This is a genomic window from Streptomyces sp. NPDC002580 (assembly GCF_042889485.1).
Classification (GTDB): Bacteria; Actinomycetota; Actinomycetes; order Streptomycetales; family Streptomycetaceae; genus Streptomyces.
The window spans coordinates 116,714-138,533 of sequence record NZ_JBIAQZ010000002.1 but is presented as its reverse complement, the minus strand read 5'-3'; the positions used below and the strand labels follow the sequence as shown (position 1 = coordinate 138,533).

Annotated in this window: 18 protein-coding genes; 9 read left to right on the top strand and 9 right to left on the bottom strand. The window is 70.2% G+C overall.

Annotated features, from left to right (window positions below; genetic code table 11):
- Nucleotide 1 precedes the first annotated feature (1 nt).
- The gene (locus tag ACFYW7_RS07085; RefSeq protein WP_389498872.1) at nt 2-1,102 is read right to left on the bottom strand and encodes an ABC transporter substrate-binding protein; all 1,101 of its coding nucleotides are present in this window, start codon (nt 1,100-1,102) and stop codon (nt 2-4) included.
- 143 nt (nt 1,103-1,245) lie between these two features.
- Nucleotides 1,246-2,259, bottom strand: coding sequence for a LacI family DNA-binding transcriptional regulator (locus ACFYW7_RS07080; RefSeq protein ID WP_389498870.1), 1,014 nt, complete (start codon nt 2,257-2,259; stop codon nt 1,246-1,248).
- Between the two features lie 195 nt (nt 2,260-2,454).
- Here ACFYW7_RS07080 and ACFYW7_RS07075 point away from each other — a divergent pair, with 195 nt between their 5' ends.
- The 3 genes from ACFYW7_RS07075 (at nt 2,455) to ACFYW7_RS07065 (ending at nt 7,947) form a co-directional block, all read left to right on the top strand.
- The gene (locus ACFYW7_RS07075) at nt 2,455-5,031 is read left to right on the top strand and encodes a PA14 domain-containing protein (protein WP_389500376.1); all 2,577 of its coding nucleotides are present in this window, start codon (nt 2,455-2,457) and stop codon (nt 5,029-5,031) included.
- Nucleotides 5,032-5,260: 229 nt separating this feature from the next.
- A complete protein-coding gene (locus ACFYW7_RS07070) occupies nt 5,261-6,451 on the top strand; it encodes an MFS transporter (protein ID WP_389498867.1) in 1,191 nt (396 codons plus the stop codon).
- A gap of 353 nt (nt 6,452-6,804) precedes the next feature.
- A complete protein-coding gene (locus ACFYW7_RS07065; protein ID WP_389498864.1) occupies nt 6,805-7,947 on the top strand; it encodes an abortive phage infection protein in 1,143 nt (380 codons plus the stop codon).
- Between the two features lie 46 nt (nt 7,948-7,993).
- Here ACFYW7_RS07065 and ACFYW7_RS07060 read toward each other — a convergent pair whose 3' ends face one another.
- Nucleotides 7,994-8,794, bottom strand: a complete 801-nt coding sequence (locus ACFYW7_RS07060) for a hypothetical protein (protein ID WP_389498861.1) — start codon at nt 8,792-8,794, stop codon at nt 7,994-7,996.
- Nucleotides 8,795-9,252: 458 nt separating this feature from the next.
- On the opposite strand from ACFYW7_RS07060, the gene ACFYW7_RS07055 reads away from it, so the two are divergent.
- Complete coding sequence (locus ACFYW7_RS07055) at nt 9,253-9,564, top strand: hypothetical protein (protein ID WP_389498859.1); 312 nt, start codon at nt 9,253-9,255, stop codon at nt 9,562-9,564.
- Nucleotides 9,565-9,964: 400 nt separating this feature from the next.
- Here the strand turns inward: ACFYW7_RS07055 and ACFYW7_RS07050 are convergent, their stop codons facing one another.
- Nucleotides 9,965-10,438, bottom strand: a complete 474-nt coding sequence (locus tag ACFYW7_RS07050) for a MarR family winged helix-turn-helix transcriptional regulator (protein WP_389500374.1) — start codon at nt 10,436-10,438, stop codon at nt 9,965-9,967.
- 149 nt (nt 10,439-10,587) lie between these two features.
- Between ACFYW7_RS07050 and ACFYW7_RS07045 the strand changes: the two genes are divergently transcribed.
- Nucleotides 10,588-10,950, top strand: coding sequence for an HGxxPAAW family protein (locus tag ACFYW7_RS07045; protein ID WP_389498857.1), 363 nt, complete (start codon nt 10,588-10,590; stop codon nt 10,948-10,950).
- 373 nt (nt 10,951-11,323) lie between these two features.
- Complete coding sequence (locus ACFYW7_RS07040) at nt 11,324-11,623, top strand: transposase (protein WP_389498855.1); 300 nt, start codon at nt 11,324-11,326, stop codon at nt 11,621-11,623.
- A gap of 192 nt (nt 11,624-11,815) precedes the next feature.
- Here the strand turns inward: ACFYW7_RS07040 and ACFYW7_RS07035 are convergent, their stop codons facing one another.
- From ACFYW7_RS07035 to ACFYW7_RS07025, 3 genes are all read right to left on the bottom strand, one after another.
- On the bottom strand, nt 11,816-12,145 hold the full coding sequence (locus tag ACFYW7_RS07035; protein WP_389498853.1) for a UBP-type zinc finger domain-containing protein: 330 nt from the start codon (nt 12,143-12,145) through the stop codon (nt 11,816-11,818).
- 550 nt (nt 12,146-12,695) lie between these two features.
- Entirely contained in the window at nt 12,696-13,703 is a 1,008-nt protein-coding gene (locus ACFYW7_RS07030; RefSeq protein ID WP_389498851.1) for a helix-turn-helix domain-containing protein, read from the bottom strand.
- Nucleotides 13,704-13,840: 137 nt separating this feature from the next.
- Nucleotides 13,841-17,575, bottom strand: a complete 3,735-nt coding sequence (locus tag ACFYW7_RS07025) for a S8 family serine peptidase (RefSeq protein WP_389498849.1) — start codon at nt 17,573-17,575, stop codon at nt 13,841-13,843.
- 257 nt (nt 17,576-17,832) lie between these two features.
- On the opposite strand from ACFYW7_RS07025, the gene ACFYW7_RS07020 reads away from it, so the two are divergent.
- Entirely contained in the window at nt 17,833-18,954 is a 1,122-nt protein-coding gene (locus ACFYW7_RS07020; protein WP_389498847.1) for a PP2C family protein-serine/threonine phosphatase, read from the top strand.
- Nucleotides 18,955-19,051: 97 nt separating this feature from the next.
- Nucleotides 19,052-19,357, top strand: coding sequence for a hypothetical protein (locus ACFYW7_RS07015; RefSeq protein WP_389498845.1), 306 nt, complete (start codon nt 19,052-19,054; stop codon nt 19,355-19,357).
- Between the two features lie 71 nt (nt 19,358-19,428).
- Here the strand turns inward: ACFYW7_RS07015 and ACFYW7_RS07010 are convergent, their stop codons facing one another.
- A complete protein-coding gene (locus ACFYW7_RS07010) occupies nt 19,429-19,800 on the bottom strand; it encodes a VOC family protein (protein ID WP_389498843.1) in 372 nt (123 codons plus the stop codon).
- Nucleotides 19,801-19,984: 184 nt separating this feature from the next.
- The gene (locus ACFYW7_RS07005) at nt 19,985-20,920 is read right to left on the bottom strand and encodes an SDR family oxidoreductase (protein WP_389498841.1); all 936 of its coding nucleotides are present in this window, start codon (nt 20,918-20,920) and stop codon (nt 19,985-19,987) included.
- Nucleotides 20,921-21,086: 166 nt separating this feature from the next.
- Here ACFYW7_RS07005 and ACFYW7_RS07000 point away from each other — a divergent pair, with 166 nt between their 5' ends.
- Nucleotides 21,087-21,653: a TetR family transcriptional regulator gene (locus ACFYW7_RS07000; RefSeq protein ID WP_389498839.1), complete on the top strand. Its 567-nt coding sequence runs from the start codon at nt 21,087-21,089 to the stop codon at nt 21,651-21,653.
- The last annotated feature ends 167 nt before the right edge of the window (nt 21,654-21,820 follow it).

Sequence of the window (21,820 nt, the reverse complement as noted above, 5' to 3'; positions counted from 1 at the left end):
GTCAGTAGGCCTTGCCCAGGCCGGACTTGGCGTCGTCCTTGGTGTAAGCGCTGTCCTGGATCACGATGTCCTGGGCGACCTTCTCGCCCTTCGTGAAGGTGTCCAGGGTCTGGAAGGCGAGCGGTCCGAACCTCGGGTTGGACTCGATGACGCCCTCGATCCAGCCGTCGACGATGCCCTGGACGGCGTTGCGGGTGCCGTCGATCGTCACGATCTTCACCGCGCCCGGCTGCTTGCCGGCCCCCTTGAGGGCGTTGACCGCGCCGAGCCCCATCTCGTCGTTCTCGGCGTAGATCCCGGTGATGCCGGGCTTGGACTGGATGAGGTTCTCGGTGACCGACTGGCCCTTCTCCCGGGCGAATTCACCGGTCTGCTTGAAGACGATCTTGAGGCCGGGGGCCTTCTCCTTGACGCGGTCCTCGAAGCCCTTGGTGCGTTCGGTGGTCACGTTGTTGCCCGCGGCGCCGAGCAGGATGGCGATGTCGCCCTTGCCGCCGGTCGCCTCGATCATCCGGTCCGCGGCGCGCTTGCCCTGCTCCACGAAGTCGGAGCCGATGAAGCTCACGTAGTCCTTGCAGGCGGTGGCGTTGATCTTGCGGTCGATGGTGATGATCGGGATGTGCTTGGCGGAGGCCGAGCGCAGCACCGGTTCCCAGCCGTCGGAGTTCAGCGGCGCGATGACGAGGAGGTCGGCGCCCTTGGCGATGAGGTCCTGGACGTCGCTGATCTGCTTGGAGAACTGCGACTGCGCGTTGGCGGTGAGCAGTTTCACGCCCCGCTTCTCCGCCTCGGCCTTGATCGACGCGGTCTCCGCGATCCGGAAGGGGTTGGCCTCCTTCTCGGACTGGGAGAAGCCGACGGTGGCGGTCTTCAGGTCGAGCTTCTTGGCGCCGTAGGCGTCGATGGCGCAGGTCGGTCCCGAGCCCGTGGACGGTGAGGCGACGACCTGTCCCTGGTCGCCCTGCCCGGTCGACTTCTTGTCCTTCCCCGCGGCGTCGTCCTCCGACTTCGCGCATCCGGAGACGAGCGCGAGGCTCGTGATGAGGCCGGTGGCGAGGAGGGTCCTGGCGGTGGTGCGATGACGTGGTGCGATCGGCTTCATGGAGTCCCCAAACGGCGCGGCCCCGGCGCTGAGAGCGCTCCCGGGGATGATCGGCTCTTGCGGTCAACTCGGTGTACACGACGTTCCGGGGAGGTTTTTACATCGTTGGAAGAGGCCTGTAAAGCCCTCCGTCCGAAATCTCGTCAGCGCCGCCCCAGGGTGCTCTCACGCTCAACGAGTCTGAAATCAGCGGTCAGTTCACGCCCGCCGGGCTCGCTCCGGCCCGAAAGGCTGCGCAGCAGGGAGGCCACCGCCATCCGCGCGATGGCCTGTTTGTCGGGCGAGATTGTTGTCAGCGTGACCGCGCCGAACCGCCCCTCCTCGATGTCGTCGAACCCGACCACCGCCACGTCCCACGGCACCCGCAAGCCGCGTTCGTGCAGCACCCGCATCGCACCGATCGCCACCAGGTCGTTGTACGCGAACACGGCGTCCGGACGCACCCCGGAGTCCAGCAGCCGGGCCATCGCCCGAGCGCCCTCGTCGCGGTCCCAGCCGCCGACCGGCGCCACCAGTTCGTCGGGCGCCGGAACCCCGGCCTCCGCCAGCTCCTCGCGCCAGCCCGCCAGCCGCAGATGCGCGGGCCGGTTGGCCGAATCCGTACGGGCCCCCACGTAGGCGATCCGCGAGCGTCCCCGGCTCAGCAGATGCCGTACCGCGCTGCGCGCCGCCGCCACGTTGTCGATCGCGATGTGGTCGTAGGGAAGTTCGTACTGCCGCTCGCCGAGCAGCACGAGCGGCACGTCGTCGGTTCGGGAGCGCAGGTCCTCGGCCTCCAGCTCCAGCGGGCTGAGGATCAGACCGTCGATGACGTTGGCCCGGAAACCCTGGCTGACCAGGACCTCCTGCTCGCGGTCGCCGCGCGTGTGGTCCAGGAGCACGGTGAACTCGTGCTCGGCGGCGGCGTCGATGACGGCCCCCGCCAGCTCCGCGAAGTACGGGTTGCCCAGCTCGGGGATGGCGAGGGCGATGATGCCGGTGCGTCCCTTGCGCAGGTGGCGAGCCGTGAGGTTCGGGCGGTAACCCAGCTCGTCGATGGCCTCCTGGACCCGGGCCCGCATGGCCGGAGTGACGTGCGGATAGTTGTTCACGACGTTCGAAACCGTCTTGATCGAGACGCCGGCGTGCTCGGCGACATCCTTCAGGCTGACCCGCAAGGGATCTCCTCTTCATCGATGTGCGCCTCTGTCACCTGGGTGTTTGTCATGACCCTGGACAGAGGCCGGGACCCGTGCTGTGATGCCAACTCCCGTTCCTTCCAACGTTGTACAGACAGAAGCAACGAGCCGCCACCCTTCCTCAGCCAAGGAGGATCCGTGCGCATCAGAATCCCCGGAAACATCAGAACCCACATGGCACTCCTGCTCGTCGCCGTTCTCGGCGCAGCGGGATTAACCGCCGCCCCGGCCGCCACCGCCGCGGACGACCCCGTGGAGGTCCACGGTCTGAAGGGTGAGTACTACACCCAGTCCGCCCCGGGCGCCTTCGACTTCGACGAGTTGAAGGCCACCGGACTGGACACCAACCTCGACTTCGACAACCTCGAACCACGCCTGTCCTTCGCCACCGGGCGGTCGGACGACGTCAACGTCCGCTGGACCGGCCGGATCGTCCCGGAGAAGACCGGCGCCCACACCTTCTCGATCACCGGTGACAACGGCTTCCGGCTGTGGGTGGACGGACGCCTGGCCATCGACCACTGGGTCGACGACTGGGACCGCGAACAGAATTCCCAGCCCCTCGACCTGACGGCCGGAGTGGCCTACGACATCAAGGTCGAGTACTTCGAGCACTACGGCGGCTCCAACCTCCATCTGCGCTGGACCCCGCCCGGCGGCTCCAAGGCCGCGGTTCCGCGGTCGGCCCTCCGGCTGCCCGACGGATACGCCTACGACGGAGCCGTCGCGACCACCGTCCAGAAGGACGGCCGCACCCTGCGTCTGGACTTTGCCCAGGCACTGACCGCGCCCCCGGCGGGTCTCACCGACCACGTCGAAGCCGTCATCGGCGGCGCCAAGTGGCCCCTGACCGCGGCGAAACTGGACCCGGCCGACCCCAAGTCCCTCCTCGTCGAACTCAAGGAACCCGTCGTCGGCAACAAGGCCGGCACGGCACGGGGCACCGCCGACCTCCGCTACGACGGCAAGGGCGGCCTTTCCGGAACCAACGGCAACGTTGTCAACGCCTTCTGGAGCAGCGGTCCCAACCACTCCACCCACCAGCTGCGCACGAAGTGGGCGGACGAGGTCGGGCCGGACAACGCCCTCCCCGAATACCCCCGTCCGCAGCTCACCCGGGACAAGTGGCAGAACCTCAACGGCTCGTGGCAGTTCGCCGCGGCCAAGGAGGGCGACCAGCCGCCGGTCGGCAAGACCCTCGCCGAGAAGATCCTCGTGCCCTACCCCGTGGAGTCCCAGCTCTCCGGCGTCGAACGGCACGAGGACCGCATGTGGTACCGGCGGACCTTCACCGTCCCGTCCGACTGGAGGGTCGGCCTCGGAAAGCGACTCCAGCTGAACTTCGGCGCCGTCGACTGGCGGGCCGAGGTCTATGTCAACGGCACCAAGGTCGTCGAACACCAGGGCGGCTACGACAAGTTCAGCGCCGACGTCACCGCCGCGCTCAAGCCCGGCCGCACCCAGGAACTGATCGTCGGCGTCTACGACCCGACCGACGCGCAGGACGGCGAGAACCCGCCGGTCGGCAAGCAGCGCCTCGACCCCAGCGGCATCTGGTACACCCCGTCCTCCGGCATCTGGCAGACGGTGTGGATGGAGCCGGTGTCCGCCGACCACGTCGACTCCCTCAAGCTGACCCCCGACGTCCAGAACGGCCGGCTCACAGTCGAGCCGAAGGGCGTCCGCGCCGGACTGCCGGTCACCGCCACCGCGTACGCCGGAGACCGCAGGGTCGCCACCGTGACCGGCCGCACCGGACAACCCCTCACCCTGAAGATCACGAACCCGCACCTCTGGTCACCCGACGACCCGTTCCTCTACGACCTGGCGGTGACCGTCGGCGCCGACCGTGTCGGCAGCTACTTCGGGATGCGCTCCATCGCCGTGGAGAAGGTGGACGGAACCCCGCGCACCGTTCTCAACGGCAAGCCCGTCTTCATGATGGCCACCCTCGACCAGGGCTTCTGGCCCGACGGCCTGCACACCGCGCCGACCGACGAGGCACTGGCGTACGACCTGAAGGCGCACAAGGAGATGGGCTTCAACTCCGTCCGCAAGCACATCAAGGTCGAACCCGACCGCTGGTTCTACTGGGCCGACCGGCTCGGCCTGATGGTCTGGCAGGACATGCCCGCCATGACCGCCGGCGTCAAGCCGAACGCTGCGTCCCGCGCCGAGTACGAACGCGAGATGAAGCAGATGATCGACGAGCACGTCAGCAGCCCGTCGGTCGTCATGTGGGTGACCTTCAACGAGGGCTGGGGCCAGTACGAGGAAGCCCGCATCGCCGACCAGGCCAAGGCCTGGGACCCGACGCGCCTCGTCAACTCCATGTCGGGCATCAACCTCGGCGTCGACGGCGGCACCGGCGACATCATCGACGAGCACGGCTACCCGAGCCCCGCGCTGCCACCGGTACCCGACGGGAAACGGGCGCTGGTCAGCGGCGAGTACGGCGGTCTCGGGCTCGCGGTGCCCGGCCACGCCTGGTCCGTCCAGCAGTCCTACGTCGACGTCGACCCCGCGACGTACACCGACGACTACCTCGCCCGGCTGGCCGAGGTGCACCAGCTCGCCTGCAAGGGCGGCAACGGCGCCGTCTACACCCAGATCTCGGACGTGGAAGGAGAGCTGAACGGACTGGTCACGTACGACCGCCAGGTGGTCAAGCCGGACGTGAAGCGGCTGAAGGCCGCGCATGAAGCGTTGATCCACGACGCGTCGCAGCCGGCGCCGGCGAACTGCTCCTGACGGCGAGGCGCCCGGTGCACGCCTCCCCGCCGCACCGTGCGCGCCTCGCCCCGGCCCACTGACGGGTCGTCGGCACGGTCCGCCCTCCTCGTGACAGGAGGGCGGACCGTGCCCCCCGTCACGCACCCGCGGGGGAGGGGGCGTCGCGGAGCGATCCCGGGCGGCCGCCTCCCCGCGCCCCCGGCACGTCGGCCCGGGACGCCGGGGCACGCGCGGTTACTGTCGGGCCATGGACGGTGATCGCCGAGGGTGGCGCCAGTGCTTGCTCAGCGGGGCGGTGTTCGCCGTCTGCATGGCCGGCACCACGCTGCCGACGCCCCTCTACACCCTCTACCAGGAGAAGTTCGGATTCTCCGAGCTGACGGTCACCGTCGTGTACGCCGTGTACGCCTTCGGGGTCATCGGCGTCCTGCTTCTCGCGGGCAACGCCTCGGACTCGGTGGGCAGGCGTCCGGTGCTGCTGTGCGGCCTCGGATTCTCGGCGGCCAGTGCCCTCTGCTTCCTCGCCGCCACCGGACTGGGCTGGCTGTACGCGGGACGGCTGATGTCGGGCCTGTCCGCGGGCCTGTTCACCGGGGCCGCCACCGCGTACGTGATGGAACTGGCACCCCCGGGCGGCGCGGGCCGGGCCACCTTCGTGGCGACGGCCGCCAACATGGGCGGACTGGGCTGCGGACCCCTGCTCGCCGGGCTGCTCGCGCAGTACGCGCCCTGGCCGCTGTACCTGCCGTTCGCCGTGCACCTCGCCCTGGTCGCCTGCTCCGCCGCCGTCCTGCTGCGACTCCCGGAGACCGTACGGGAACGGCGGCCGCCGAGCACCGTACGACCACAACGGCCCGGCCTGCCCCCACAGGTGCGGCCGGTGTTCGGGCCGCCCGCGATCGCCGCGTTCGTGGGGTTCGCGCTGTTCGGGGTGTTCACGGCGGTCAGCCCCGCGTTCCTCGCCGAGTCCCTGGACGTGCACAACCACGCGGTGGGCGGGCTGATCGTCGCACTCGCCTTCTTCTCCTCGACCGTCGGGCAGCTCGCCGTCGGGCGGATCGGAGTGGGGCGGTCGCTGCCCTTCGGCTGCTTCGCGCTGCTGGCCGGGCTGGCCCTGCTCGCGGGCGCGCTGCGCTGGGACCTGCTGATCCTGGTGGCGCTGAGCGCGATCGTCGGCGGCGGCGGACAGGGCCTGGCGCTCCGCGCGGCGCTGGCCACCGTCGCACAGGCCTCCCCCGAGCACCAGCGCGCGGCGGTCATCTCCACCCTGTTCGTCGTGGGCTACGCGGGCATCTCGGTGCCGGTGATCGGCGTCGGCGTACTGGTGGGGCCGATGGGCCTGGAGGGCGCCGGCCTGGTGTTCATCGCGGTCATGGCCGTACTGGTCTCGGCCGCGGGCGTCTATCTGCTCCGGCGGCCGGTTCCGGTCAAGCCGTAGGAAGTCCCCGCCCTCGTGCTCCGCCGCCGGGCGGCAGCCGCAGAGGCGTTCACGACGTACGCGCTCGTGCCGCCCGACGCCGGTGGGTCTAGGACCCGGCCCGGTACGGACCGCCGCGGAAGAGCAGGCTGCCGTGGTGGCGCGGAGGGTCGCCGCGTTCGTGGGCCGCTGTGTTGGTCATCCGGACAGTCCGGCCTCCGGGCGGCCGGCCCCCGTCCGATGCGAGCGCGGAGTCCACCCGGATCCCTACCTTCGGACCCGCTTCGTAGACCTTCGGCGGACGGCGGGAGGGCCGGCGGCTTCCCAGACTGGGTGCGAGGCGAGAGACGCCGGTGCGGGAGTCGGGAGGCGCGATGCAGGGGACGCCGGGAATCAGCCGGGCGCGGTTTCTGGGAGTGGCCGCGGCCTTCGGCGGCGCGGTGGCGCTGCCCCTCGGGTCGGCGGGTCGGGCTCCGGCCTCGGACGGGCGCGTGACGCACGGGCGGCGCGGGCTGACCCACCGGGGCGTGGTGTACGAGGTCGGCGCCGGGGAGACGCCCTCGACGGCGTGGAACGTCCGCCGTATGCGCGGGGACGTGCGGGCCATCGCCCGTGATCTGCACGCCGATTCGGTCAAGGTCACCGGGGACGGTGTCGAACGGCTCACCGCGACCGCGGCCGAGGCGGCGGAACGCGGATTGAACGTCTGGCTCGAACCGGCCCTCGGGGACGTGCCCGAGCGGGAGATCCTGGACCATCTCGCGGAGACCGGCCGGTACGCCGAGAGACTGCGGCGGCAGGGTGCCGGGGTCCATCTGAGCGTCGGCTGCGAATTCGTGCTGTACGTCCCCGGCATCGTGCCCGGCGCGAACGTCCAGGAGCGCGTCGAGAACCTGCTCAAGGGTGACTTCGACCCGGTTGTCACGGCCCGGCGGCTGCGCCGGTTCACCACGAAGGCCGCGAAGGTCGGCCGGTCGGTCTTCCACGGGCGCCTGACGTACTCCGCGGCGCAGGACGAGGACGTCGACTGGGGGCTCTTCGACCTCGTGGGCATCGACTACTACTCGTACTTCCCGCGTCTTTCGGACTACCTCCGAGATCTCGCCCCCTACCGCCGCTTCGGGAAGCCGGTCGCCGTCATGGAGTTCGGCTGCTGCACCTTCCAGGGCGCGCCGGAGCGGGGAGGCATGGGCTGGGACGTCGTCGACTACACGAAGGAACCTCCGGAGATCGAGGCCGGTGTCGTGCGCAGCGAGCACGCTCAGGCCGCGTACCTGACCAACGTCCTGGCGGCGTTCGAGGCGATGGGGCTGTACTCGGCGATGGCGTACACCTTCGTCGCCCGCGACGCCCCGCACCGCCTCCATGACCCGCGCCACGACCTCGACATGGGGAGCTACAGCATCGTGAAGACGATCGAGGACCGTCCCGGCGACCCGGGTTCCGGCGTTCACTGGGAGCCGAAGGATGCCTTCCACGCATTGGCCCGCCAGTACGGGCGCACCCGCCGCGAATGACCTCCGGTGATCATGCCGCCCCGTCGCTTGGCGGAGGGGCGTCAGGTCAGTACCGCCAGGCGAAGGCGGCACTCTCCCGGATGTCGCCTGGGCAGACGATGTCGGCGACCCTGTACGCGAAGCGCCGGTAGGCGGCCTCCTGCTCGGTCGTCAGCGTCCGCGAGGCCGGTTCGGCGGCGTCCGTCCGCGCGGGCGGTACGAGCAGCGGCCGCAGGAGAGCCAGGTCCTCCGGCGCCGGTTCGGGACGCAGTGTGTCCACCAGAATCCGCAGGTTGCCGCACAGACTCAAGGCGGTGGACGGGCCGAGCGGGTACGGATGGAGTTCGGCGATCCGGTCCAGCAGTGCGGCGCCTTGCAGCCGTCCCTTCAGAACCTGCGTCAGGCGGTCCAGGACGGCTGCGAGCGTGTCCAGGTCGCGCTCCGCGATCTCCACAAGGTGCACGGGTATGTGTTCGCGTCCGTCGGGTCCCCACAGACCGCTGCCCCGGGCGACCCGGTCGCGTTCTTCCGCGGCCTGCCGGCAGACGTGGTCGACCACCGATTCCGCCGGATCCGCGGGCTCCGCGGGCTCCGCGGGCTCCGCGGGCTCGGCGAAGCCGACGGGCTCGGCGACGTGGGTGCGCAGCGCTTCGGGAAGGGTGGCGCGCACGGCCTCCCACGCGGCCAGGGCCGCCACCGGGTCGACGCCGTCCGGCAGTTGCGCCGGCTGCTCCTCGGCCGCGGACGCGAGGGGGGTCAGGAGCATGGTCTGCGCCCGGTGGAAGTGCCAGAGCCACGCGGGGTCGCCCGGTACGAGCCGTTCGCAGCGCACGTCCACCGTGCCGGGGGTGTCATCGACGGGTGTCACAGGATCCTCCGAAGGACGGTTTCAGGGCAGCGCGGACGGGCGTACGTACGGGGCTGCCCGACGGACCCTCACCATATCGTCATGTTGACGATATGGGAGAGGTTTCCTGGACTTCCGCGGCTCCGGCCCACGTCGGCCCTCCGTCGTGGCGGGCGGGCTGCTCGCCCTTTGCGGTTTCGCCCGCGCCGCTCTGGGGGTGGACGGGAGGAAGGTGCCTCCGAATGCCCCGGCGGGCACGGCATCGAGTCCGGTGAATTCTTCGTCGGTGGTCGGGCTCCGCACGCGCGGGGACACGGTCGGCGAAGGGGAGCGTCAGCGTTTCGGGCGCGCAGGCGAGATGCTGACGCCTGGTGTCGCGCTGGTCGACGACAGGCTGACGACAGGCGCGGTGAACATCCACGCGGCGCAGGCGAGTTGCGGATTTCGCGGGGTGTGGGCAACCGATTATGATCTTGGTCATGTCTGTGCAGAACTCGAACCCCGACAGAGCCCTGTCGCGCAAGCAGCGACTTCAGGAGAAGCAGCGCCGTCAGTTGGCGGTGGTCGACGCCGTGGACAAGGCCGAGGCCAAGGTCCGCAAGGCCGAGGTCGAGGTGGCCATGGCGGTCACCGAGGCGGTGCAGGTGTTCGGCGGCGTGCAGGAGGCTTCCGAGGGGCTCGACATGCCGGTCCAGACGGTTCAGCGCTTCCTCGGCATCGCGCGGGACGAGGCAGCCGACACCGGCACCGTCGTCGAGCCCCTCGGCGTGGCCTCCAGCGGCGTGTCCTGAGGTCGGCCTTCGTGACGGGCCCTCGCGGACGGCGCGGGCCCGGACCCGATAGAAGGGCCCGGATCAGGTGGGGGATGGTCTGCGAAAGACCGTTCGGTCCGGGCCGCACCCCGACCGGCCCCGACCCGGTCGTTCGCACGCCCCTGTGCGCGAGCGGCATGGGACGGCGCCGGGCGGCGAGACTCCGAAGCCGCCCAGTACGAACCGCCGGCCAAGGGCATGGTCCTGGTCCTGGCGTGGACCTCCGCTCGAGCCGGCCCGCGCCGGTCCGCCGAGGAACCGTACGAAAGCCGTCTCCGTCACCTGTCCCCGCGGAAGCACCGTCTCCGGCAGGACCGCGGTGGATGCGGCGGCGCGACGCGCGTGTGGCAGCCGTCGCCCTCGGCGAGCCGCCTGATCGTCACCCCCGACCGGATGGACTTCCGTCGGCCCCCGGCGAGGCCTGCGCTCCCTCGCGGATTTCGTGCAGGGCCTCGCCGAACATGACGCGGGCCCGGGTGAACCAGTCCGCCAGCACGGCGATCTCATCCGGTCCGTAGTCGGCGAAGAGGGACGCCAATCGCTGGTAGACGGGGCCGTAGATCTCGAGAACGCGTTCTTGAGCGGTCTCCTCCATGACCACGTACACGCGTCGGCGGTCGTCCGGGTCCGCGGTGCGCCGGATGTAGCCCGCCTTCTCCAGGCGGTTCAGCACGCCCGTGACCGCTCCGGTGGTCAGCCTGGCCCGTTCCGCGAGATCGCCCGCGACCAGTGACTCCCCGGCCATGGACGCCTCCATGAGAAACCCCAGGCAGGTGAGGTCCGTGACGTTCAGGCCCATCCGGCGGGCGATGTCCTGCTGCCCGAACTGCGCGGTGGCGATCATCCGGTCCATGGCGTAGAGAGCCTGGTCCGCCGTGGCGGCCGGGCGCTCCTTGTGATCACTCACGAGTCCTCTTAGTATCTAAGATAATTAGCTCGCGAGGTAAGGAATCTCGCGAGGGCTCAGCCCTACCATCTTCACAGCTCTCAAGGAGCGAGATCATGTTCATCCACGGCGATGACGACCACGACCTGGGCCACACCGTTGCCGGTTGGAGCGGTGCGGGCATCGCGACGCTGGGGTCCGGGCTGTGCGGCTTCGCCGTGGTCAGGGCGTCTGCGCCGCTCGCGCTCGCGGGAGTGTCCGTGCTGGCCCTGGCGCTGCTGAGCACGTGGGCGCTGCACCTGGCGGGCTGGGGCAAACCGAGCGGTACCCGCCCGGCCGCCCAGTGGGACTGGCGCGTCAGGGACGTCACCACCCGCGACGGCCACGACGGCTGCCTCGGCTGCCGCCTCGCAGGGCGAGGGGCGCCTCGTCGGCGCGTCGCGGAACGCCCCGCCGAGGCGGCCGTCGCCGATGACTGAGCTCCGTGGTGACGGTCGGGCGCGGCGCTGTCTTGATATCCCGTCAAGGGTGCCCTCGGACGTGATCCGGCATCGATCTCGGTCCGGACGCAGCCCGGCCTTTCGCGATCCAGTCAACTACGCGCAGCATCCTTCGAGTTGCAGCCGGGCGAGGTTCCGTAGCACCTTGAAGTGAGGGGCCCTGGGCTTCTCGGGCAGCGGTATTGAGGGTTCTGCCTATTGATCCGAAACGTTGAGCGTTCTGGGCCGTTGAATGCCGCGTGAGTGAACTGGTGGGGGATGCACGGTAGTTGTCACCGTCGGTGCAGGAAGCGTTGCGGCTACGGGCGGTGGCCGTGCCGGCCAGGGCCGGGACCGCGAGGACGTCGCGGCGGTGTTCAAGGTCTTGCTCGAGGCGGTGGGCGCGGGCGGTCGCCACATGGCCGGCCACGCCGACGGGATCGAGCTGCACTTCCTGCCCTCGTGCTCGCCCGAACCGAACCCCGACGAACTCGTCAACGCCGACCTCGGACGCAGCCTGCCCATGAGCAGCAGGGCCCGCAGCCAGGCGCAACTCGCAGCCGAGACCCGCAGGTTCCTCCACCGCCGCCGGCGCCAGCCGCACCTCGTCCGCGGCTGCTTCGGCGGCCCCCACGTCCGCTGCACCCTCGAAGAGAACCATTTGAGTTTCTGACCGATATGGGGACCGCTGTCCGAGAACCTCGGGGCGCTTCATACCGCAGGATGGCCGGGGAAACCTGGAAGGGCGGGTGCTGGAGACGCTGTTGGCCAGTGGCGCCGTCGGAGCAGCCGATTTCGTCGGATGCCGGTGGCGGAGTGAACAGCTCACGTCCCGTTGAGCGTTGCTGCGGCGACCCTGCACCGCTCACTGCGGCAGGCGCCCGTCACGCGGCCGAAGGAACACTTCATCAACGTAGCACCAGGCCCATGCTTCGCCGCCTGGCTCGGCGGACCGGACGAGGGGGTGCCCGCTCGATTCGTAGTGAGCGGTGGCATGGGCGCCCGGCGCGCTGTCGCTGCATCCCACATGGCCGCAGGTCAGGCAGAGCCGCAGACGCTTCTCCTCGCGTCCCTGGGCGGAGCACTCGAGGCACACGCGGCTCTGGGGCGCCGGCGCCGAGCCCGTGTCGGCGGCATGGGGACAGCCGCGGCCCTGCGGACGGCCACCGTCCGGCCGCACCACCCACTCGGTCATGGTGTCGCCTCTCGACTGCCGGCATTCGCTGTCGGAATGTAACCGTTCTTTCGCGCGCGCAGGCAGCGGCGGATGCACGGCGGCGGAAGTCGGCTTTCCTGGCCGGCCGGCACTGACGGGGCACGATCACCCCGGGTGGATCGGTGTGCCGGGGATAGTCGAAGACCTCGGTGGCCCAGGGCTTCCTGCCGACTGCAACCGGATGTTCGTGCGCGACCCGGACAGGGACCTGTTTGTCCGCGAGTTCGCCCTCGGCCGGGCGGTGTTCCTCGCGATTCGGGAGACCACCGGGCAGCCCGGCCCGTACCGCCTGGTCGATGTCGGTTGCGGTCGGGGCCCTGCTGGTCGGCGCGACCGCGGGCGCCGCTGTGCTGTGCGTCGAACCCGCGGTACACCGACGCTGGTACCGCCACGTGCGGTGGAGGGGCCGGGTGAGCCGTGCCGTTGTCACCGCCGGCGCCCATGGGGTTGAGCCGGCGTTCTGTACCGCAGAGGGCCGGCGGTCGCAGCAGCGGACCAGGTGCCGGCATCCTGAGAGCACCCACGGCCCTCACGTCCGCCTCGCCGCGGATCCCTCCACCCAGCCGTGCCGGACGGCATGGCCGCCGAGTTGCATCCGGGTCCGTACTCCGGCCAGGTCCATGAGACGGCGCAATCGTCGGTGCATCGTGCGCGGTGACAGACCAAGCTGCGTTGCCGCGGTCAAGTCGGTCGCGCCGGCCAGCAGGAGCGCGAGGATCCTTTGGTCGAGGGTCGTCGGGCCCTCCGTTTCCAGTTCGACGACCGGGTCGGCTCCTTCCTCGTCGGAGGGCAGCGCCAGCGGGTGGGCGGTGCGCCACACCGTCTCGAACAGTGTGTCCATCGCGTCCAGCAGACCGCTGCGGTGCAGCAGCACCGCTCCAGGCTCTCCGGCCGGTGTGGTCGCGAGCGGGACGAGGCCGAGTTCGGTGTCGGCCAGCATGAGTTTCATGGGCAGATGGTCGGCGATACGCAACTGCACACCGTTGCGCAGGGAATCGATGGCGTCGTGGATGATGCCCGGCTCCTCCAGGACGGCCCGGTCCAGGACCGCCCGGAACCTCACGCCACGACCGAGAGCCACGGGTTCGGCTGTGTTCTCGCCGGGATGCAGGGCCACGAACGGTGCGGTGATGAACGTGCGGACCTGCGTCCGGGCCGCCTGTTGTACCTGGAGATAGCGGTGCCGGACGGCGTCGACGCCGGTGACCACCTCGATCAGATCGCCGATACCGTTCGCGACGGTGGCGGCCCGGTGTTCCTCGGCCAAGGTGACCAGCGCGTGCTCGGCCGCGCGCAGCCCTTCCCGGCGTTGGCTGATGAGGGCGCCGAGCGCCATGGCGGGCGGCGCGGCGGTGAACCGGTCGTCAGCCGATCCGGTCACCAGTCCCCATGTGACCAGCCGGGACAGGGCGTTGTCGGCCTGAGCCTGCGTCAGGGAGAGCAGGTCCGACAAGGTCATCGCGGTGGAGCCAGGCCGTCCGAGGAGTGCCCGGTAGACGCGCTCATCATCTGGTTCGAGGCCCAGAACATCCAGCATCGGCGACCGACCCTCCTCCGCTTGTCGCAGCGGGGAGAGTATGCGCCATGGCGGCAGACTCGGAATAGTCCCTGGTGGAAGCGGGTGCGGTACGAGGGGCCCCGGGGAGTCGCCTCCCCGGGGCCGAACAGCGCGGTTCATCGCAGGCCGTACGCCCGGATGATCTCGTTCCTGACACCGAAACCGCTGCTCGTCTCGGCGCTCGCGCGGACCGAGACGAAGCCGCCGGGCTTCTTGGCCGTCTTGAACGAACCGGTCCAGGAGCCGCCTGTGCCCCTGGTCACGGGAACCTTCTGCCAGGTGGCGCCGTCGTCGTACGAGACATCCAGTTTCACCGTGGTGACCTTGCCGGGCACGGTCCCGCCGTCCATCGACACCGGGTCGAGCACCATCTTGTGAGCCGAACCGGCCCTGACGTCGCCGTGCAGGTCCGAGTCCAGCTTGTAGTTCAGGTTCAGCACCGAGAAGGGTTCGAAGGAGTCCGAGTCCACGGTGTCGGACATGAACGTCCACTGCGTGTGGGTGCGCGTCGACAGCCTGAAGACGTCACCGGGCCTCTCTACGTCGAGGACGGCACGGTAGGGCAGCTTGCCGGCAGGTACCTCCTGCCACTGCATGTCGCCGCTCACGGGATTGTCGTAGATCTGGGTGTCGCCCTGGAAGATCTTCAGGTGGGAGGGGGTCTCACCCCATGGCAGATAGCCGCCCAGCCGCATGGTGTCGGCGGCGGAAGCCCAAGCCTGCACGTTCCAGGTCATGTAGTTCTGCCAGCGGGAGTTGTACACACCGAAGGACTCGCTCTGGCCGGGCCGGGTCGCCGGAGCGAACCAGTCCAGACGGGTGGTGCTGCCCTTGGCGTACGTGTTGTCGCCCGACACCATCGTCCACGGCAGAGCTTGGTCGACGCCCTGTGTGTGGAACTCCCTCCAGTCCTGACCCGGGGTCACCCACTCGGTGCGGGTGCCCGGGTGCCGCTCCACATCGGGAAAGTTGAAGGACGGGCTGAGGGTGAAATCGGACCGGTAGCCTTCCGCCGCCTTGGCGTCCGTGGCCGAGTAGTAGCGGGCGTCGATCCGGGCCAGGTCGCCCTTGGCCGGCTTGTAGACCAGGGCCCTGTTCGGGACCTGGCCGGGGTAGTCCCGGGTCAGGTCGTAGACGAACGGCGTGTACTCGGTCTGCTTCACGGTCAGCTTCACCATGCCGGCCTTGGCCATGGAGACGAGGGCCTTGCCTTGGTCGCGGTGCACGGTGGCGACCGGGACCGCCGACTCGCCGACGTACTCCATCAGGGAGCCGGCACCGTCGTTGACCACGAGGAGCACCTTCGCCCCGGCCGTCACCGCCGCCCCGGCGCGCTCCTCCGCGGAGACCTCGTCACTGCGCCTGACGACGACGACCTTGCCCTTGGCCCTGACCTTCTCGTACTCGGCCGCCGAACCGTTGCCCGCGTAGACGACGCCCAGCGTGTCCGTTGCGGTCCCCACGGAGCTGCCCGCCTGCACCAGTGCGTCGAAGCGCAGGTGACCGTGCGACGTGCTCAGGCTGAGCGGCGGCTCACCCTTGCGCCAGCGGGTGGTCAGGATGAACTCGCCCTGCTTCATCGGCTTCGTCGGAGCCACGTAGACGTCGTCGTACGTCGACGGCAGCACATACGCGCTGCGGTAGTCCGTGTACGGGTCGAAGCCCTTGTAGTGGACGTTGAAGTCGACCTTGCGCTGGCGGTCCTCCGTGCGCTGCGGCGCCTCGGTCTGCAGGAGGCGTGCCTTGCTCGCGTCCAGCACCACGTCTGCGGAGCCGTCCTTGAGCACGGTCTCCGGGTCGACCAGCACGGCCAGACCCGAGCGGTCCGCCTTCTCGCCGGCCACGTCGAGGTAGCCCGCGACGGTGTACGTGCCCGGTGCCATGCGCATGGTGGTCGAGCCGTCGACGTAGACGTTCCACGGCCAGACGTCGCCGGCCAGGTTGATCCCGACCCAGCCTGCGGCCGGTTTGCCGTCCCGTCCGACCAGCTTGATGTTCAGGTCGTAGCGCTCGTCCTCCTTGAGAAGCGCCACGGACGTTCGCGTCACGGGCTTCCCGGTGGCCGCGTCGGTGGTTGTCACGTAGCCGACGTGCCGGCCCGCCGAGGCGGCCTGCGGGTCCCCGGTCACCGGGACGGCGGCGGTGCCGCCGGCCGGGACGGTCACCTCGGTGGCTCCGAGCGTGAACGGGCCGCCGTCGTCGGCCAGCACCAGCTTCAGGGTGACGTCGGCGGAGCCGGTGTTGGTGAAGGTCAGGTCCTTGGTGACGGCGACGTCGCTCGGCTTCTGCGGCCACGTGTAGCTGCCGAAGAAGAGCGATCCGGTGGCGCGGACCGTGGTGCGCACGGCGGCGGCCACGTCGACACGGCCGGTGCCCACCTCGTACGGCGAGTACCCGGCGTCCAGGCCCTTCGAGGTGCTCATCAGGTGTTCCTTGAGCTGCGCGCCGGTCCAGTCCGGGTGCCGCTGGGCCAGGATCGCCGCCGCGCCGACCACGTGCGGAGTGGCCATGGAGGTACCGCTCAGGGTGCGGTAAAGGCCCTCCCCGCCGTCGGCCATGTCCTGCGAGCGGGCCGCTGTGATGTCCACGCCGGGCGCCGAGATGTCCGGCTTCATGCCACCGGAGTGGGCCAGCGGGCCGGTGCTGGAGAAGGACGCGAGTCCGTCCTGCTTGTCCGTGGCGGCCACCGTCAGCGCCGAGGCGGCCGCGCCCGGGGCGGAGATGCTCTCCGGGCCCGCGTTGCCGGCGGCGATGACGAACAGAGTGCCGTACTTCGCCGACAGCGCGTCGACCGTCTGCGACATCGGGTCGCTGCCGTCGGTCGGATACGAGTCGCCGAGGCTCATGTTGACCACGTCCGCGCCGGACTCCGCCGCCCACTGCATGCCGGCCATGACCCATGAGTCCTGGCCGTAGCCCTCCGCGCCGCCAAGCACCTTGCCGACGTACAGATCGGCGCCAGGGGCCACGCCCTTGTAGTCGCCTCCAGAGCCGGCACCGGAACCGGCGATGGTGCCGGCCACATGCGTGCCGTGCCCGTTGAGGTCGGTGATGGCCTCACCCGGCACGAAGCTGGCCGTGCCGTCGATCACGCCGGCGAAGTCGGGGTGGTTGACGTCGATTCCGGTGTCGAGCACCGCGACCTTGACGCCCTTTCCCGTGTAGCCGGCCGCCCATGCCTCGGGCGCGCCGATCAGCGGCACGCTCTCCTTCAGGTCGGCCTTCACACGACCGTCGAGCCACAGCTTCGACATGCCCGCGCCCAACTTCGTGCCGCCCTGCGGCGCGACGCTGGTCCAGAAGGTGCGGGACTGCCGCTTCCGAGTGCTGAGCACGGCACCGCGGATGCCCTTCAGCGCGCGGGTCAGCTTGCTGCCCCGGGGAACCGTCGGCTCAGCGGCTGAGCGGGACTTGGACTCGGCGTACGTCGCGATCAGTGGCACCGTGGAGGTCTTCGCGTCGTCGTAGCCCATCTTGATCAGGGCGGTGACGTCGAACAGTCGCCGGTCCAGCTTGCCCGCGCCGAGCAGTGGCGCCGCCTCGTCCGGGACGACGAACAGATCACCGTTGATCGTCTGCATTTTCACGCCGCCGACGGCACTGCCCGGCCGGTCGACATCAGCGATCTGTTTGCCGTCGGCGGTCGTGGTGACCGTGACGATGTCGCCGGTGACCAGGGTGACCTTGTGGGTCGCCGTGGACGCGGCGGGACGGGTGGGCTTGCGCGGAGCGGCTTGTGCGGGCTCTTGCAGGACCGCGAGCCCCGACGCCAGCAACGACGCCACGGCGGCAGCCGAGACCAGCGGCCATCGCCTGTACCAGGAGGCGGAAGACTGGGAGGGAGAGAACATGCCCCGGGTCTATCGGCCGGATCCTGCCGACGAGAAGGCAAAATCACGGCAAGTCCCCGCCATGGCAAGGACTTGCCAGTGACAAACCAGCGGCAACCGGGCCTGGTCGTGCCTTATGGCTCAGTGGCGGCCGGGACCCCTCGTCCGGCGAAGGTGCGGCAGGGGCCGGCCCCGACTCGCGGACTGCCGGGCTCGTCCCCCGGGTCCTCGGGGCGGCGTACATCCCCGTACACGGCAGCACGTGGAAGGCTTGAGGCATGGCCTTTCGATCACGGCTGGACCTGCGGCGTTCCTGGCGGCCGGGCCACGCGCCCGCACTGGTCGCGATCCCGGTAGGGCTGATCGTCACGGTCTGCGTGGTGGATGTGCTGTCTCCGCCGCACATCCACCTCGGTCCGCTCCTGGTGGCGGCGCCCGCGATCACGGTGGCGTTCGCCGGGGCCCGCGCCACGGCGCTGATGGGAGCACTCGCGGTGGCGGCCCAAGTGTTGATCGGCGCGATCAGAGGGGTCCTGTTCACCGCCAACATCCAGGCCCAGATCGCAGCCTTGATCATCGTCTCCGTCGTCTGTGTCACCGTCTGCGTGGTACGTGACCGCAGCGAGAGACGGTTGCACCAAGTGCGGTCGGTGGCCGAGGCCGCGCAGAGTGTGCTCTTGCAGCCACTGCCGACGCACGCAGGCCCGCTGCGGATCGCCGGCCTGTACATGCCCGCCGACGAAGAGGCCGACCTGGGCGGAGACCTGTACGCGGCCGCACGCACTGTCGACCACAGCACCCGGCTCCTCATCGGCGATGTACGCGGCAACGGCCTGGCCGCGATCAACAACGCCGCCCTGCTCCTCGGCGCCTTCCGCGCAGCCGCCCACCGGCAGGCCACCCTCCCTCGCCTCGCCGTCCACCTGGACGCCGCGTTCCGCTGGGACACCAGCCAGTGGCGGTCACCGGCGGACCAGGACACCGACGAGGACTTCGCCACCGCGACCCTGCTCGACATCCCCGACCACGAGCCGGTCGTTCACCTCATCACCTGCGGCCACCCGCCCCCGCTCGTGCTGCGCGGCAATGACCTCACCGTACTCACGGCCGAGGCGAGCCATCTCCCGATCGGACTCGGCGGAGTCTTCGGCGTCGCAGGGTACGACGTCCAGACGTTCCCCTTCGAGGTCGGCGACCTTTTGCTGCTCTACACGGACGGCGTCATCGAAGCCCGCGACGCCGACGGATTCTTCTACCCCTTCACCGAACGGGCGCCGCAGTGGACGAAGGACGACCCGGACGAACTCCTGCGCCGTCTCCGGAACGACTTGCTGGTCCACGTCCACGGCCGTCTCGACGACGACGCGGCTGTCGTGGCGATCCGCCGTCTGGCGGTCTGAATCCGCCGCAGGGAAGACCTCGGCGGCAGGTGACAGGGCCGATGAGACCCATCGATGTACGCCGGTGGGCACTGGCCCGGGGAGCGAGTCGCGAGCCGTGAAGGGCACTCCACTCGCGGGGCGACTACGCCGCGTCAGCGGCTCCGACTCCCGGGGAGGACAGTTCGCCCCTGCGGCGACCGAAGTCGGTGACGAACTGGCTGTCGCCTGTCTGCCCGACCAGCCCGCGGGTGCCGTGGTGGTCGCCGAAAGAGGGCTGACGGCCCTCGTCGCGTTGCTGCAGATCCTTGCCGGCTTCTGCGTCTTCCTCACCGTGATGGCGGGCATCGCGTTCATCGGAGTGCTGATCATTCAGGGTTACGCATCGGAAGCCGTCCGTCCGGACTCGTTGATCGCACCGTGAGGCGCGCAGACCCGTCAGGGCGGGCAAGGTTGTTCGGGGGCGGACCGGAAGGCTTCGGAGATGCCCTCGTCCTAGCCGATGAGAGTCGCCTTCGGGCGTACCACGCAGAACTCGTTCCCCTCGGGGTCGGTCAGCACGGTCCACGATTCCTCGCCCGTCTGGCCCACGTCCGCCCTGCGGGCCCCGAGTGCGAGGACCCGCTCGATCTCCGCCTCCCGGTCCCCGGCCGCGGACGTCAGGTCCAGGTGCAGACGGTTCTTGACAGCCTTCCGGTCCGTGACCGGCATGAAGCAGATGCCCACCGGTGACGTCTCGTCCGGGCCGATCACGACCTCCCGCTCCCGCTCGGAGAGGATCCGCCAGCCCAGCACCTCGGCCCAGAACCGGGCCAGTGAGGGGAGGTCGTGCGCGTCGATGACGATGTGATGCAAGGAGAGGGGCATGTCTGCCAATGTGCCACCTCGGTTCGCCCGGAGGGCAGCCCCGTGAGGGCGCCGGGCCGCCATCCGGTGGGCGGTTTCGGAATGGTCCCTGAGACCTGCCGGCGTCACCGGGACCGGGACCGGGGCTGGTCCCGGTCCCGTACCGGACTCGGGTCCGTGTACGGCAGACGGCTCCGAGCGGCTGCTACTGTCCGCCGGTCCGGAAGTAGTGACCCTGGTCGAGGTCCTCGATCAGGCCCGGCTCGGTCGGGTGCCAGCCCAGCAGTTCGCGGGTCCGCTCGCTGGAGGCGGGGCTGTCGAGGCCGAGGAATCCCGACAGCCAGGTGAAGTGCTCGGCGGCCTCCTCGGCGGGGACGGAGCGGGTGGGTACGCCGAGGTGACGGCCGATGACCTCGGCGACCGAACGCAGCGGCACCCCGTCCTCGGCGCTCGCGTGGAGGACCGATCCCGCCGGTGCGCCCTCCAGGGCGAGGCGGAAGAGGCGGGCGGCGTCGTCGCGGTGCGTGGCCGGCCAACGCTGGGTGCCGTCACCGATGTACCCGGACACGCCCCGGTCGCGGGCGATGCCGATGAGGGCGGCCACGAACCCCTGGTCGCCGTCGCCGTGCACGGTCGGGGGGAGTCGTACGACGGACGAGCGGACGTTCCGGTCGGCGAGGGAGATGGCCACGTGGGCGGTGCCCATCCGGGTCCGCGGACCGCCCGGCAGGTGTGCGGACAGGTCGTCCGGCGTCCGGCCGTCCGCTTCCGTGGCCGGACGGCCCGGGGCCAGGCCGATCAGGCCCGACGCGATGAGCAGCGGTCGCCCGGAACCCGCGAGCGACTCGCCGAGGAGCCCGACGGTACGGCGGTCCGCGTCGGCCGCGTCCTGGAAACGGCCGGAGAACGCGAGGTCGTGCTTGAACGCGAGGTGGATCACGCCGTCCGACGACTCGGCCGCCCCGCGCAGGACGTCGAGGTCGTCGAGGGTGCCGGGGACCGCGTCCGCCCCGGCCTTCGCCAGGGCCGCGGCCGAGGCGTCGGAGCGGGCGAGCCCGACGACCTGGTGCCCCGCCCCGATGAGCTCGGGGACGAGTGCGGAGCCGATCCATCCGGATGCCCCGGTGACGAGTACGCGCATGAGAAGGCCTCCAGCCTGGGTGGTCGCCGTCGCGCCGGGAGGGCGCGTGCGTGGGGCGACCGAGCGATGTCAGTGACTGTCATCAAACGTAACACCTGATGTCAGTGACTGTCGTCAGATCGTGGAGGATCGATGTCAGGGACTGTCGTCGAGTACGATTCCGGGCATGGGTCGATGGCAGCCGGACGCGCGTGGCCGCTTGTCGCGGGCGGCACTGGAGCTCTATGTCGAGCGCGGCTTCGACCGCACCTCGGTGGCGGAGATCGCCGAACGGGCGGGGCTGACGGAGCGGACGTTCTTCCGGCACTACGCGGACAAGCGCGAGGTGCTGTTCGCGGGTTCGGACGAGCTGCGGGAGGTGCTCGCGCGTGCCGTCGCGCAGGCTCCCGGGTCCGCCACCCCGATGGATGCCGTGGCCGCGGCCCTCGAAGATGCCGCCGCCGTACTGGAGGCGCGCCAGGAGCACGCCCGGCAGCGACAGTCCGTCATCGACGCCAACTCCGAACTCCAGGAACGCGAGTTGATCAAACTCGCGTCGCTGTCCTCGGCGCTCGCGGACGCGCTGCGTCTGCGTGGAGTCGACGAGGCCTCCGCGGGTCTTGCCGCGGAGGTGGGGATCGTCGTCTTCAAGTCCGCCTTCCGGCGCTGGGTCGAGCGGACCGAGGAGAAGGAACTGGCCCGGTTCATCCGGGAGTCGTTGGCCGGCCTGCGGGCGGTTGCCGCGGACGCGTGACCTCGGATCCCGCGGGACGACTGGAAGTCGCGCCCGTCGGACGACGGTTGCCCGGCCCTTCGCGTCGGACCGGGGGCGACTGCCGACAACTACCGGCGGAAAAAACCGGGTTCGAGCGTCACGTCGGCGCCGGTGGACGGTCCGCGGTCTCCGGCCGCCCGGGGACG